At 53.4% G+C, this 13350-nt stretch carries 11 protein-coding genes; 1 reads left to right on the forward strand and 10 read right to left on the reverse strand.

What is annotated here, in order from left to right:
- Window positions 1-179: 179 nt before the first annotated feature.
- The gene (locus HUF18_RS12075) at window positions 180-860 is read left to right on the forward strand and encodes a DNA-3-methyladenine glycosylase I (protein ID WP_225692376.1); all 681 of its coding nucleotides are present in this window, start codon (window positions 180-182) and stop codon (window positions 858-860) included.
- A 20-nt stretch (window positions 861-880) separates the two neighbouring features.
- On the opposite strand, the gene HUF18_RS12080 is transcribed toward HUF18_RS12075, so the two are convergent.
- The 10 genes from HUF18_RS12080 to HUF18_RS12125 all read right to left on the reverse strand — a co-directional run bounded on the left by HUF18_RS12080 (window position 881) and on the right by HUF18_RS12125 (window position 13344).
- Window positions 881-1654, reverse strand: coding sequence for a response regulator transcription factor (locus HUF18_RS12080; RefSeq protein ID WP_145470643.1), 774 nt, complete (start codon window positions 1652-1654; stop codon window positions 881-883).
- The gene (locus HUF18_RS12085; protein ID WP_225692377.1) at window positions 1654-3015 is read right to left on the reverse strand and encodes a sensor histidine kinase; all 1362 of its coding nucleotides are present in this window, start codon (window positions 3013-3015) and stop codon (window positions 1654-1656) included. Before HUF18_RS12085 ends, HUF18_RS12080 begins: the two co-directional genes overlap by 1 nt.
- 172 nt (window positions 3016-3187) lie before the next feature.
- Window positions 3188-4048, reverse strand: a complete 861-nt coding sequence (locus tag HUF18_RS12090; protein WP_145470646.1) for a CLCA_X family protein — start codon at window positions 4046-4048, stop codon at window positions 3188-3190.
- Between the two features lie 122 nt (window positions 4049-4170).
- Window positions 4171-5886, reverse strand: coding sequence for a peptidase inhibitor family I36 protein (locus HUF18_RS12095; protein ID WP_145470648.1), 1716 nt, complete (start codon window positions 5884-5886; stop codon window positions 4171-4173).
- 242 nt (window positions 5887-6128) lie between these two features.
- The gene (locus HUF18_RS12100; protein WP_145470649.1) at window positions 6129-6848 is read right to left on the reverse strand and encodes an enoyl-CoA hydratase/isomerase family protein; all 720 of its coding nucleotides are present in this window, start codon (window positions 6846-6848) and stop codon (window positions 6129-6131) included.
- A 12-nt stretch (window positions 6849-6860) separates the two neighbouring features.
- On the reverse strand, window positions 6861-7745 hold the full coding sequence (locus tag HUF18_RS12105; protein WP_225692378.1) for an SDR family oxidoreductase: 885 nt from the start codon (window positions 7743-7745) through the stop codon (window positions 6861-6863).
- A 33-nt stretch (window positions 7746-7778) separates the two neighbouring features.
- Window positions 7779-9728 (reverse strand): acetyl/propionyl/methylcrotonyl-CoA carboxylase subunit alpha, encoded by a 1950-nt coding sequence (locus tag HUF18_RS12110; RefSeq protein WP_225692379.1) that lies wholly within the window; start codon window positions 9726-9728, stop codon window positions 7779-7781.
- The gene (locus HUF18_RS12115) at window positions 9725-10531 is read right to left on the reverse strand and encodes an enoyl-CoA hydratase/isomerase family protein (protein ID WP_225692380.1); all 807 of its coding nucleotides are present in this window, start codon (window positions 10529-10531) and stop codon (window positions 9725-9727) included. The genes HUF18_RS12110 and HUF18_RS12115 overlap by 4 nt, the downstream gene beginning before the upstream one ends.
- 11 nt (window positions 10532-10542) lie before the next feature.
- The gene (locus HUF18_RS12120) at window positions 10543-11703 is read right to left on the reverse strand and encodes an acyl-CoA dehydrogenase family protein (RefSeq protein WP_145470655.1); all 1161 of its coding nucleotides are present in this window, start codon (window positions 11701-11703) and stop codon (window positions 10543-10545) included.
- A gap of 24 nt (window positions 11704-11727) precedes the next feature.
- Window positions 11728-13344: an acyl-CoA carboxylase subunit beta gene (locus tag HUF18_RS12125; protein WP_225692381.1), complete on the reverse strand. Its 1617-nt coding sequence runs from the start codon at window positions 13342-13344 to the stop codon at window positions 11728-11730.
- Window positions 13345-13350: the final 6 nt, after the last annotated feature.

The following is a 13350-nucleotide window of genomic DNA, read 5'->3' on the forward strand; positions in this document are numbered from 1 at the left end:
ATATCCATATGTGGGCAACCCTGATCAGCTCGGTATTACTGTTTGCTATTGCCTACCTGAGCATGTGAATTCCTCCTGCATCTGCTTCAGCCCGCCACTGTGCGGGCTTTTTTGTGCGCGCACGGTGGCGGATGCTGGTAGTCTGAACGGGTTTTCTGACCGCAGTTACGAGGGGTGCTATGTCTTTCCGCCATTTCAGTGAAATCGAACAACGTGCGCTGTCGCGTCATTCTGAAGCCAGTGTCAAAGCGCGCCTGACGAAGCCCAAAAGCACGGCAGAGCTGTTGCAGATTCCGGCGCCGCAGTGGTTGTCGGAAGCCTCGCGGGCGGTGTTTCAGTCAGGTTTCCGCTGGCAGGTGGTGGACGATAAATGGCCGCGCTTTGAACAGGTATTCGGCGGATTTAATCTCGCCTACTGCCGTCAGTTATCGGACGAGCAGCTCGAAGCCATGATGAAGGAAGACGGGCTGATCAAACACTGGAGCAAGACCCGTTCTATTCAGGGTAACGCCGATTATCTGGCCGGACTGGAAGCACAGTATGGCTCGGTTGCCGCATTCTTTGCCGCCTGGCAGCCGGAAGATATCTGCGCCAATATCGCCACCCTGCAAAAATCCGGTGCCCGTCTTGGTGGCAAAACCGGACAGCTGTGGCTGCGGCGTATGGGGGTGGATATGCCGATCTATTCCAACGATGTATTGGCCGCACTGAAGCTTGAAGGTGTTACCAACAGCATGCCGGGTTCTGCCAAAGCGCGGGCGACAGTGCAGCAGGCGTTTGATCAGTGGCGTGCCGACAGTGGACGCTCGCTGAATGAAATCAGCCAGCTGCTGGCACTATCGGTTGCCGGCGGAAACTGAGGCCGCTTGCCGGTAGCGGTCTACATGCCCTCAACTTCTTCGGCCAGGGCTGAGCTGCCGATAATCTCAATCGCACCATTAAAGGAATAGCCGATACTGTGAACGGTTTTAATCGGCATTTCCTGGCCATCGGCTTTGCAGCGACGACGCAGGCGTGACACCATCACATCCAGACTGCGGGTTTCCGGTGCATATTGTTTAAAACCGAGGGCGGCATAAAGTTCTTTGCGTGAGATTGCTGTCCCCGGCGTTTTGGCCAGCTTCAGCAATAATTTTAATTCCGACAAATTCAGATTCTGTGTGGTTTTTTGCGGCAGAATGATTTGCCACTCCGGCAGATTAAGTTGCCAGACCTGTTCACCGGCCGGGATTGTCAGCGGAGCCTCCTGGTGCAGAACCGGAACCTCTGGCGGCAGCTGAATACTCTGTTGTTGTCTGCCGGCCAGGTTCCTGATAATTAACAGCAATTCGCGGCTGTCGACCGGTTTGGGCAGGTAATAATCGACACCAGAGCTCAGACCTTGCAGGCGATCTTCCAGTGCGCCGTAAGCGGTCAGCATAATAATTTTACTGCTGTTCTTTTGTTTCAGGCGCCGGGCTGCTTCAAAGCCATTCTCTCCGGGCAGGTTTACGTCCAGTACGATGACATCAGGCTGATAACTCTGCAGCACATAGTCCATCGCTTCGGCAGAATCTGCCTGGCACACATCCATGCCCTGACTGGCCAGAATCATGGCGATCGGTGCACGGAAGTCGTCTTCATCATCCACAAGCAATACGCGGATGTCGCTCATTATGTGTTCTCCTTTAACGGCAGGCTTATGCGGAAACGGGTGCTGTCCCCGTCGACCAGCCTTGCTTTTCCATGATGTTGTCCGGCGATAACGCGCACAAAATACAATCCTAAACCGGTACCGGGAGTGCGCTTGTCGGCGTTAATGCGGAAGTATTTTTCAAATATTTTTTCACGGGCTTCTGCAGCAATGCCCGGGCCGTCATCGGTGACATCGATATGTACGGCGTGAGCATCCAGGTACCAGGAAAATTCAATATTTCTGCGGTCGGTTGAATGCTTGATCGCGTTATTGATCAGGTTAGAAAAAAGAATAAATAGCAGATCACGGTCACCCTGTACGACGATCGGTGATCTGTTATCACCGTGCAGCTGCACGTCATATTCATCGGCAACTTCCTGCAATACACCGGTCAGGTTGACGTCACTGAAGGTTTCCTGGCTGTCGGTCAGAAGATTCTGTACACGGTCGTTGTTCAGACAACCATTAACCAGCGTGGTAAGGCGTAAATTGGCACGATTGATCCGTTCCACCGAGGTATCAATATCATTGTTCTGATGATCAGAGAGCAGGGTTATTGCGTCGGTATTGGCGCGGATAATAGCCAGTGGTGTGCGGAATTCGTGTGACAGCATAGTGACAAAAGCCCGCTGTTCCTGCAGAGCCCGCTCGGCAACCTGGTGTGCTTTCTGCTCATCATTAAGCTTTTGTTTCAGTGATTCCCGCAGTCTCTCTGACGTCATCATGATGATGGAAAACGCATAAATAAATGCCAGGATAATGCCCCAGATAAAAATCAGGGAATCGTCGCTTTTATCGAGAAAATGAATATCGCCGGGCGGGTACTTCAGTGTCACAACAATGCGGATCAGGCTGCAGACCGACGCTCCGGCAAAGGCAATGGCGACACCGCGGCGGGCTGGTAGTTGCTGCTGTCGTTCACGGTAGAGAACAAGTGCAATCAGAAAACACAGCGAGCCAATACCAATCGCGCTGGCGATTACCCGCATGCCAAGATATTCATTGCCGGGAAAAAATAAGAAAACCGGGGCAAGAGCAATAATAATGATTGCAGGCAAGCGCCACTCGGTCGTCTTACCGCAAAAAATACGCATCGTCTGATACAGCAATGCGTATGACAGCAGTAATAATATATTCGACGCAAAGATGGATAAAACATCGGCAATTTGACCACGAAGCAGAATCAGTATGGTGGCCAGCGACTGGCAGGCAGCACCAAATACAGCAGGGCGTAAGCCGCGCTCTTCCGGCAGCAGGCGCCAGAATAAAAACAGGGTGATGGCACTGACCAGGGTGGTGATTGCCATTACGGCAACCAGGGTGCGGATATCGAATAACATGGGGTAACCTTTGCCTCAGCTCTGGCAGAAGTTCCAGCGCCAAAGACAATATTTTTCAACTCGTTACATTTGAGGATTGCCGGACAGTGCACTGCCTGACGTATATCCTGAGGCTTATCTTACCGGACAACAACAGCCAGATTACAAGAAATGGCTTTATAAATGCTTCAGGTCAACGGTTGAATTCTGTGGGCTGGCGCAGCAATGCCTGACACAGGGCGGAGAAGTAGCGGCTGAAAGCCAGATTGATAGTGCGGCGCTGTTCATCTTGTGGATACAGGCCTGATTGCGCTTCCGCCGATGCTTTGCTGCCTTTTACCAGAAAAACATTTTTGATACTGGCGTCCTGAATAAAGGCCTCAAAAGCGCGTGCGCAGAGTTCTTCCGGCTGACTGTAGTAGTGGATATTCAGCGCTTTATCCTGCGCGGCTGAAGCAATAAACAACGGGCTGGGGTCGTTGCCATCAACGCTGAGCAGAATGGCTTTAAAGCAGTCGCCCAATAAGGTATTCAGCGGATGCTCTGTCGCGCTTTTATTCTGTAGCCAGAGGGACGAGGCAAAACTCATAGCCGGTGCGCCGGTAAAAGCTTTGGTGGCCATATAGTGGTCGAAGGCATGAAACCATTCGTGAGCAATGCTGCCGGGACCGGCATTTTTGGCTAAAGCAAAACTGCGTTGCAGCGGCGAATAATGGGCCGATACGCCAGGACGGCCACCACGGCCATATTGCAATGCCAGCGTGCCGCGTAACGAGATCAGCTCGCGCCGCAGGCGCAGGGCTTTTGCTGTGGGTAATGGCTGGCCGGCAAGAATCTGGGCTAAATCACACAATGCATCGTAGAAACAGGCCGCGGCATGTTCCTGCTCATCCTGTGTTACCCAGCGACCAATTTCGACACCGCGAAAATCAAACAGCTGACGGATGGTGAGAAAATCCGGAATGACGCCACCCAGTACGCTGCGATGGTCGGGGCCGGCGCGATAAAAACTGCGCTCAGTTAATGCGGTGGTCGGCTTGCCTGATTTGCGCATCGGATGTTGGCTGCTGTCTTTGGAAACAGCATTATGCCTGCAGAGTTTTCTGTGCTGTAGCGGAAATAAAAAATCCCGCGCAGGCGCGGGATTTTAAGGTCAGAGCCGAGCGGCAGACGCTGTTACCAGCGATCCGGCAACCACTGACCATTGCTGACCGCAAAGTTCACATGCACGTCGCTGCCGGAGGTGATGGCATTACGCAGCAGGCGCGCTTCATAGGCACTGGCCGGGGTTGTATAGCTATAGCCCGGATATTCAGCGGCACATGCAGCGGTACCGTTGGCGGCATTACCCATCGCCTGAGTGATGGCCCACTGGCCGCTGTTGTTACGGCAGGCATAGTTCAGGCTGTTGTCGGCAGCAACGCTCATAAAACGATTGCCACTGGCGTGGAAACGGGCAATGCGGCCATTGCTGTAGGCTGAGCCTGCACCTTCCGGTCCGACTGCCCAAAGCTGGTTGTTCAGGCGGTCACCGCTGTTATCCATATCGCCTTCATCAATCATATCCAGACCAAAAGCGTTGATACCGTTCTGCAGGCCGGTTAATGCATCTGCAGCGCTGACGTTGTCGTTACAGAAATAGTTAATGCATTCCTGTGAGCGTACATAGCGGCTGCTGTTAAAGTGATTTTCATAAACGTTCAGGCCACTGACACCTTTGTTTTGCTCAAAGTTAACAGCAACACTTTTGGCAATATCACAGCCGGTGCTGCCATCATCTTTATAAATAAAGACCCGTTTTCCCTGTTGGCGGATTTGCTCGAAGGTCAGGTCGTAGGGAAGGGTCTGACAACTACCGGCGGTGTAGACGATATCGCCCAGCCAGGCGACGTCGTTCTGCAGCTGTTGATAGCCACTGCTGTCACCGTTGATATCGTCCTGCAGGTAGAAGAACACCACGTCATTGGCGTCGGCCCCTTTCAGCCAGCTGTCCACTTCACCCAGCATGCGGCGCAGCGTGGTGGTAAAGGTGGTGCCGCAATCAACCGAGTGACAGACCTTGGTGTAGCTGCCACCTTTACTGACATCCAGTTCAAAGAAACGCACACCCAGCTGCAATTGCTCGATTAATGCACGGCGATGGTTCGGGCCGGGAATCAGCTGACCGCCAAAATACGCGGTGCTGTTAAACGCGTTGTGGGCTGCCAGAGCATTGGTTTCGCGGATAGGGCTGCGGAAACCGGCGGCTTCGGTAATATCGATCGCAGCTTCCTGAGCGGTAGGTGCGCGTGAAGTCACGCGGAAAGAGTCGATATTATCTTCAACCCAACCGGCCGGACGTTCTTCCAGATTGGACGTGCTGCGCGTCAGGATGCGGTTTTCTTTGCTGTAGTTAAAGCCGGGGTAATTAAAAATCTCGACATTGGCTTTACCGGCAACCAGCAGCGAAGAGGCTTTGTTACGGCCCAGTAATACATTATTCAGATCGGATTCACCTTCACCGGCCTGCAAGCAGTGTGGTGTACCGCGAAAGCCCGGATGCTCAAATAAACAGGCAAAATCATTGCTGTTGCGGTTACGCACTTTAAACGAGCTGATGCCGTCATTCATATTGCCCATTTTGTAGGTGTTGGCCATCACCCGGCTGTGTTTACCGCCGTAATTGCTGTGCTCGAAAATTTCGATATAGCTGTTGCCGTACAGTTTAATGGACGACACCTTGTCGTTGCGGGAAGAGCCGATCCAGCTGTTATCACCAACGCCATAACACCATTCGGCGCCCTGATATTCTGCATGTTCATACAGACAGACTTTGTCTTCGGCCTGGGCTGCCAGCGCAGTGCCTGACAGCAATAATGCGGCGGTCAGCGCGCGCACAGAAGGTTTTTTCATACCGACCTCACAGAGAGAGTGGAGAGTTATTTTTATTGCTCTCCGGTGGCGGCGTGAGATCACTCAACGGAGATAAGCTTCCATGCAGGAACTATCTTAGACCTGTGGTTGTGAAGGGAGTATGACAATATGAGACGATGGTCTTGTTTTTTTAGCAGAATTTAAACTGATGAAATTGTCAGAAGAAACCAGCCGCAGAGAGCGGCTGGCCAGGTGTTCGCGTCAGCGGTTCAGCGCTCTGCTCAGAGCAGTTTCATGGCATCAATAAACGGCGGGTTTTTCTCGCGCAAAGCATCCAGTACCGGCTTGTGAAAGCGCTTTTTATGCTCGGCAAAAATAGTGCGTTTTTTATTAAAGGTGCGGGCAAAGGCCAGTGCGCCTTCCAGTACCGCTTCGCCGCCTTCAAACGCAGCGCTGAGGAAGTTATCGGCGAGCAATTCCGCTGCACCAACCCGGCGGCCGGTCAGCAACATGTCGTTGTAGCGATACGCCGGCAGACTCTTCAGCACCACATCAATTAAACCCGGTACAAAGGGAATGCTCATATCCACTTCCGGAAAACAGAAGTAGCCACGGTCACTGCGCATCACACGGAAATCACAGGCACAGGCAATCACACAGCCATTGCCAAAAGTATGGCCGTTAATGGCGGCAATCGCTGGCACAGGAAGCTGCATCAGCCGTGCATGACAACGATCCATGGTGTGCATAAATTCTTTCACATCATCATGCTGACCACCCTGAATGGAGCCCATCAGCCAGGGCACATCCAGACCCTGGCTCCAGCTTTTTTCATCGGATGAGGTAATTACCAGCGCTTTAAAATCGATATTATCTTCCACCGCCTGCAGGTGTTGCTCAAATTCCCGGGCAAACTGCAGATTGTGAGTGTTGGCACCGTTATCGAAAGAGATAATGGCAACCTTACCGCTGTCATCGCTGCGTAAACTGATCAGACTCATATTTATCCTGCCTTATTCTTCGCTTAAACCGCCCAGTGGTGGCTGTGCGCCATACACATAGGCGTCCGGCGCCTGGACAAATAAATCCGGCATTAAGTCGGTTTTGTCGCTGTCCGGGTTGGCACGGTACTGATCGAAATTGGTTTCACCACGGCTGCGCAGAAAATCTTCATCGATCAGCAACTGGCCGGTGACTTCACGTGCGCTGGTTTGCAGCAGCGTGTGGGCGGCGTCGGCCATAATCAGAGGATTACGTGCGCGGTCAAAAGACTGCTTACCGCCAAACGAGGTTGCCGCGGTGTGAATAACGGTACGTGGCCATAATGCATTAACGCTGATGCCATAGCGTTTGAATTCATCCGACATACCCAGTGTCAGCATCGACATGCCGTACTTGGTCAGGGTGTAAGGCGAATGGTTACGCAGCCAGCGACGGTCCATATCCAGTGGCGGACACAGGCTTAAAATATGCGGGTTGTCGGATTTTTTCAGATGTGGCAACGCTTTCTGGCTGAGCAGAAACACTGCGCGGAAGTTTACCTGCATCATCAGATCGAGTTTTTTCAGCGGCGTGCTTTCCACACCGGCCAGCGCGATGGCACCGGCATTATTGATGATGGCATCGATGCCGCCAAAACGCTCAACGGTTTTTGCAATCAGGTTATCGACGTCTTCTTCGCTGCGCACATCCACTTTAATCGCCAGCGCCTGACCGCCGGCTTCTTCCACTTCGCGGGCAACGGAATGAATGGTGCCTTCGAGTTTCGGGTTCGGCTCGTCGGACTTGGCGGCAATCACAATATTGGCGCCGTCACGGGCACAGGCCAATGCAATTTCGCGCCCGATGCCACGGCTGGCACCGGTAATAATAATGGTTTTATTGTTGAGGCTGGCCATGCTCAGCTCCTGTTTTTTATTAATATGTAAGAATTATTCGGCGCTTTCATCTGCCTGTAATTGGATCAGCAACTGGCGGCCTTTTACCTGATCACCGGCCTGTACCAGAATGTCCTGCACCACGCCATCCACACCGGCTTTTAACGGATGTTCCATTTTCATGGCTTCCAGTACCGCCAGTGTCTGGCCTTTCGTTACGCGCTCGCCGACTTCAGCCAGTACGGTAACAATGGCACCGTCCATCGCCGCGCGCACCTGATCGGAACCGGCGCTCTGGACGCGGCTGCTGACCAGCGTGACATCGCTGAAGCACAGGTTACCACGCGGCGTGTCCAGCCAGAGCTGGCCGTTATCTTCCGCCCAGGCAATGCTTTGTTGCACATTATCAATTTCATAACGCAGCAGGTATGAGGTTTTTTCCAGCAGGCGCAGGGCGCATTCTTCGCCGTTATGGTTAACCAGCAATTGCTGGCCGTCACGGCGGATGCTGAGGGTAAATACCGTTTCGCCCTGTTTTAATTTCAGCGGCCGTGCCGCACTGTGACTGCTGGTAAAACCCTGAGGCGCAGCGATTAATGCCGCCGCCAGTGCCAGATCATTAAGCTCAGGCTGCAGCGGTTGCATGCTGGCGTGGTCGCTCAGGTGCTCGCTGATAAATGCGGTGGTTGCCTCGCCGTTAATAAAGGCCGGATGAGCCAGAATCGCGGCTAAAAAGGCGCGGTTATCGGCAATGCCCAGCAAATGCGATTCACGCAGGGTGCGCAATAAACGCCGCCGTGCTTCTTCGCGGTTGCGGCCGAAGGCAATCAGCTTGGCCAGCATCGGGTCATAATGCGGGGTAACCTTTTGGCCTTGCTGAATACCGGAGTCGATACGGATACCATCGTTAATGCTGTGCTGATCGGCGGCCTGCCAGAGTAATAGTTTTCCGGTTTGCGGGGTGAAATTATTGGCCGGATCTTCGGCGTATAAACGCACCTCAATGGCGTGGCCCTGCAGGGTAATATCCTGTTGCGTGAAGCCCAGCGTCTCACCCTGTGCAACCTGTAATTGCAGCGCAACCAGATCCAGTCCGGTAACCAGTTCAGTCACCGGATGCTCGACCTGCAGACGGGTATTCATTTCCAGAAAATAAAAATTCTGCTCAGCATCGACCAGAAATTCCACCGTACCGGCACCGTAATAACCGCAGCTTTTCGCGGCGGCTACGGCAGCTTCGCCCATTGCCCGACGCAGGTTGTCATTCACAAACGGCGATGGTGCTTCTTCCACTACTTTCTGGTGACGGCGCTGTACCGAACAATCGCGTTCGCCCAGATACACCACATTGCCGTGCTGATCGCCGAATACCTGAATTTCGATATGGCGTGGTTGCAGCACCGCTTTTTCAATAATTAATTCGCCACTGCCAAAAGCATTCTGCGCTTCGGAGCGGGCCGAGCGGATATGTTCATTTAAGGTCGCGGCATCATTCACCAGACGCATACCCCGGCCACCACCACCGGCAGAGGCTTTCAGCATTACCGGCAAACCAATCACCAGCGCTGCGCTGTGCAGAGCTTCGTCACTCTGATCTGCCCCTTCGTAACCGGGGATGCAGGGCACACCGGCTTCGATCATGGCAATTTTCGATAAACGTTTGCTGCCCATTAATTCAATGGCGCTGGCGGACGGGCCGATAAAAATAATACCGGCCTGCTCGCAGCTGCGGGCAAAGGTGGCATTTTCAGATAAAAAACCGTAACCCGGATGAATGGCGTCGGCACCGGTCTGTTGTGCTGCGGCAATAATCCGTGCGGCATTTAAATAGCTGTCGCCAACGGCGGCGGCACCAATGCACACAGCCTGATCGGCCAGTTGTACATGGGGTGCGTTGCGGTCGGCTTCTGAGTAAACGGCAACGGTTTCGTAACCGGCGGCTTTGGCGCTGCGTAATACGCGCACAGCAATTTCGCCACGGTTAGCGACCAGAATTTTATTCATGCCTTTTCCTCCTGCACAGCAGCCTGAGCCCAGGCGGCCGGACGCTTCTGCATAAAGGCCATTGCGCCTTCCCGTCCTTCGCCCATGACGGCGGCGGCAAAATTCTGTGCGGCCTGATCCAGTAATTGCGCCAGCGGTTGTTCAGCATCGGCGACCGCATGCAGCAGTGCCTTGGTTTTGGCAGTGGCCGCGGGCGCGCATTTTAACGCCTGCTGAATGGCGTTATTTACTTCAGCTTCAAGGCTGTCGTTGTCGGCACACAACTGATGAACAATGCCTAAACGCAGAGCTTCTTCAGCATTTATACGGTTGCCGAATAATGCCAGACGGCGCGCCTGGGTCAGACCAATACGCTGCACCACAAAAGGCGCAATCTGCGCCGGTAAAATACCCAGCGAGGTTTCCGGCAAGGCAAAGCGGGCAGTGCTGCTGGCGATGGCCAGATCGCTGACGCAGGCCAGGCCAAAACCGCCGCCCATCACCGCGCCTTTTAAGGCACAGATAACCACCGCCGGTAAGCGGTTGGCGGTTTCGATCATATGACCAAAGGCGCGATTAAATTCGGCCAGACGGGCGCTGTCGCCACCGGCCGCCTGCATATCTTTAATATCGCCACCGGCACAGAAATGATCGCCATTACCTTCAATCACCAGTACACGGCAGTCTGCCTGTTGGGCGCTGTTCATCAGCGCCAGCAGTTCTTCCACCATGGTCAGGCTCATGGCGTTGGCGAGCTGCGGACGGTTAAGGCGTACACGCCAGACGGAGGGCTGCTGCTCAAGTTGCAGGGTTGTAAATTCCATACCGCCTCCGCTCAGGATTTTTTACGCTTAGGCAGAATGCCCATGTATTTGCAGATAATGCCGAGCATGATTTCGTCAGCGCCACCGCCAATAGAACCCAGACGGTTATCGCGGTAGAAACGGGCGACCTGGTTATCCCACATAAAGCCCATACCACCCCAGTACTGCAGACAGCTGTCGGAAACTTCACGGGTCAGGCGGCCGGATTTTAATTTCGCCATCGACGCCAGACGGGTCATATCTTCGCCGTTCAGATAACCTTCACAGGCCTGATATACCATGGCGCGCAGTGCTTCGACTTCGGTCTGTAATTCGGCCATGCGGAAATGAATCACCTGGTTATCAATCAGTGGCTGACCAAAGGTATGGCGCTCACGGCAGTAATCAATGGTCTGGTTAATGCAGGTTTCCATACCGACCAGTGACATGGCGGCGGCGTACATACGCTCTTCCTGGAATTGCAGCATCTGCATCATAAAACCAGCACCTTCAGCACCGATACGGTTGCGCTGTGGTACGCGCACGTTATCGAAGAAAATCTGGGCGGTATCGGATGAGCGCATACCCAGTTTGTTCAGCCGTGGTGACAGGGTAATACCGGGAGAATTCATCGGTACCACAATCAGGGATTTATTCGAGTGTGGCTTGTCGTCTGAGGTATTGGCCAGCAGGCAGATAAAATCGGCCTGGGTGGAGTTGGTGATCCACATTTTGGTGCCGTTAATAATGTAATCGTCACCGTCTTTCTTTGCCGTGGTTTTTACTGCGGCAACGTCGGAGCCGGCACCGGGCTCACTGACGCCGATACTGGCAACCATATCACCGGCAACGGCGGGGGCGAGGAAGTTCTCTTTTAAATAGTCACTGCCAAAACGGGCAATGGCCGGCGTCGCCATGCAGGTCTGCACACCAATGGCCATAGGCACACCGCCACAGGCAATGCCGCCCATTTCTTCAGCGGCGGCCATTTCATAAGAAAAATCCAGACCTAAACCGCCGGCACTTTCCGGTTTGCTGATACCCAGCAGGCCGAGGTTACCCATTTTCTTGAACAGTTCATGGGCAGGAAAAATACCTTCTTTTTCCCATTCGTCGACATGCGGGTTAATCTCGTTTTCGACGAAGTTTTTAACGGTACGTTTAAGTTCTTTATGTTCCTGAGTCAGACGCATGAGAAAATTTCCTGAAATTATTGTTTAAAAACGGGCGATGCCAAAGGTGTTAGGTCGTAACGGCCGCTGCTGCGCTTCGTGGCAGATGCTTAACAGATGCATCAGCAGAGTGCGGGTGTCGCGCGGGTCAATCAGGCCGTCATCCCACAGACGGGCAGTACCGAACAGGGCGGTTGAGCCCATTTCCAGTTTGGCGGCGGTCATCTGCTCTAACTGCGTGAGCATTTTTTCATCGGGCTCAACACCCATCTTGCGTTGTTTTTCTTCGGTGACAATGCGTAATACCTTACCGGCCTGAGCACCACCCATAACCGCGGTTTTGCTGTTCGGCCAGGCGAAAATAAAACGCGGATCAAGGCCACGGCCACACATCGCATAATTACCGGCGCCATAAGAACCGCCGACCACAATCGACAGCTTAGGTACGGTAGCGTTGGCGACCGCCTGCAGCATTTTTGAACCGTGTTTAATAATGCCGTTGCGTTCGGATTCAGTGCCGACCATAAAACCGGTAGTGTTATGCAGGAACAGCAGGGCAATATTGTTCTGCTCGCACAGCTGAATAAACTGTGCCGCTTTGTTTGCACCTTTGGCAGTTATCGGCCCGTTATTGCCGATAATGCCGCAGGAGAAGCCACCAATGCGGGAAAATCCACACACGGTTTGCTGGTCAAATTCGTTTTTAAAATCCTGAAATTCTGAACCATCGGCGATACGCGCAATAATTTCGCGCACGTCGTAAGGCTGCTTGGCTTCGGCCGGAACCACACCGAGTAATTCGTCAGCGCTGTACAGCGGCTCTTTAAATTCGGCGGCTGGCTGATAGGGCAGCTGGGCGTTCCACGGCAGTGCAGCCATGACATCACGGGCAATGCGGATACCATCGGCATCGTCTTCGGCCAGATATTCGGCGGTGCCGGCATCGCAGGCGTGCAGTTCGGCACCACCTAATTCTTCGTCGGTGGCAATTTCACCGGTGGCGGCTTTTAACAGCGGTGGCCCGGCGAGAAACATTTTCGCTTTACCGCGTACAGCAATCACCACATCGGATAAACCGGGCTGATAGGCGCCACCGGCGGTAGCGTTACCATGCACCACCGTTACCTGCGGAATACCGGCAGCACTCATGCGTGCCTGATTGGCAAAGGCTTTGGCTCCGGGAATAAATACATCGGTGGCGTAATTGAGGTTAGCGCCACCACTTTCCGCCAGAGTCACTACCGGCAGTTTGTTGTCGCGGGCAATTTCCTGAATACGCAGGATTTTATCCAGACCGCCGGGAGAAATGGTGCCGCCTTTAATCGCACTGTTATTCAGCACGATTAAACAACGGATACCGGCAACCCGGCCGATACCGGCAATAATGCCACCACCGGCACCGCTGCCGTCTTTATCGTCGTGCATTTTATGGCCAACCAGTGAGCCCAGTTCGATAAATTCGGAACCGGCATCCAGCAGCAGACTTAAACGTTCGCGTGGCAGTAATTTGCCGCGTTTATGAAATTTTTCCTGCGCTTCCTGTTCTTTGGCGCGCACTTTTTCTTCGACCGCACGGAATTCTTCCAGCGCTGCCAGCATGGCCTGCTGGTTATTGCGGAACTGTTCGCTGTTGCTGTCGAGTTCTGAGGTGAGAATGGTCATGATGTG

The sequence above is a fragment of the Thalassolituus sp. ST750PaO-4 genome, assembly GCF_020320405.1.
Classification (GTDB): Bacteria; Pseudomonadota; Gammaproteobacteria; order Pseudomonadales; family Oceanobacteraceae; genus Venatoribacter; species Venatoribacter alkanivorans.

Bases quoted from the DNA above. Each gene is read 5' to 3' on its own strand.
- HUF18_RS12075 (WP_225692376.1), top strand. From the start codon at position 180: ATGTCTTTCCGCCATTTCAGTGAAATCGAACAACGTGCGCTGTCGCGT.
- HUF18_RS12110 (WP_225692379.1), bottom strand. From the start codon at position 9,728: ATGAATAAAATTCTGGTCGCTAACCGTGGCGAAATTGCTGTGCGCGTA.
- HUF18_RS12095 (WP_145470648.1), bottom strand. From the start codon at position 5,886: ATGAAAAAACCTTCTGTGCGCGCGCTGACCGCCGCATTATTGCTGTCA.
- HUF18_RS12085 (WP_225692377.1), bottom strand. From the start codon at position 3,015: ATGTTATTCGATATCCGCACCCTGGTTGCCGTAATGGCAATCACCACC.
- HUF18_RS12105 (WP_225692378.1), bottom strand. From the start codon at position 7,745: ATGGCCAGCCTCAACAATAAAACCATTATTATTACCGGTGCCAGCCGT.
- HUF18_RS12090 (WP_145470646.1), bottom strand. From the start codon at position 4,048: ATGCGCAAATCAGGCAAGCCGACCACCGCATTAACTGAGCGCAGTTTT.
- HUF18_RS12125 (WP_225692381.1), bottom strand. From the start codon at position 13,344: ATGACCATTCTCACCTCAGAACTCGACAGCAACAGCGAACAGTTCCGC.
- HUF18_RS12100 (WP_145470649.1), bottom strand. From the start codon at position 6,848: ATGAGTCTGATCAGTTTACGCAGCGATGACAGCGGTAAGGTTGCCATT.
- HUF18_RS12080 (WP_145470643.1), bottom strand. From the start codon at position 1,654: ATGAGCGACATCCGCGTATTGCTTGTGGATGATGAAGACGACTTCCGT.
- HUF18_RS12120 (WP_145470655.1), bottom strand. From the start codon at position 11,703: ATGCGTCTGACTCAGGAACATAAAGAACTTAAACGTACCGTTAAAAAC.
- HUF18_RS12115 (WP_225692380.1), bottom strand. From the start codon at position 10,531: ATGGAATTTACAACCCTGCAACTTGAGCAGCAGCCCTCCGTCTGGCGT.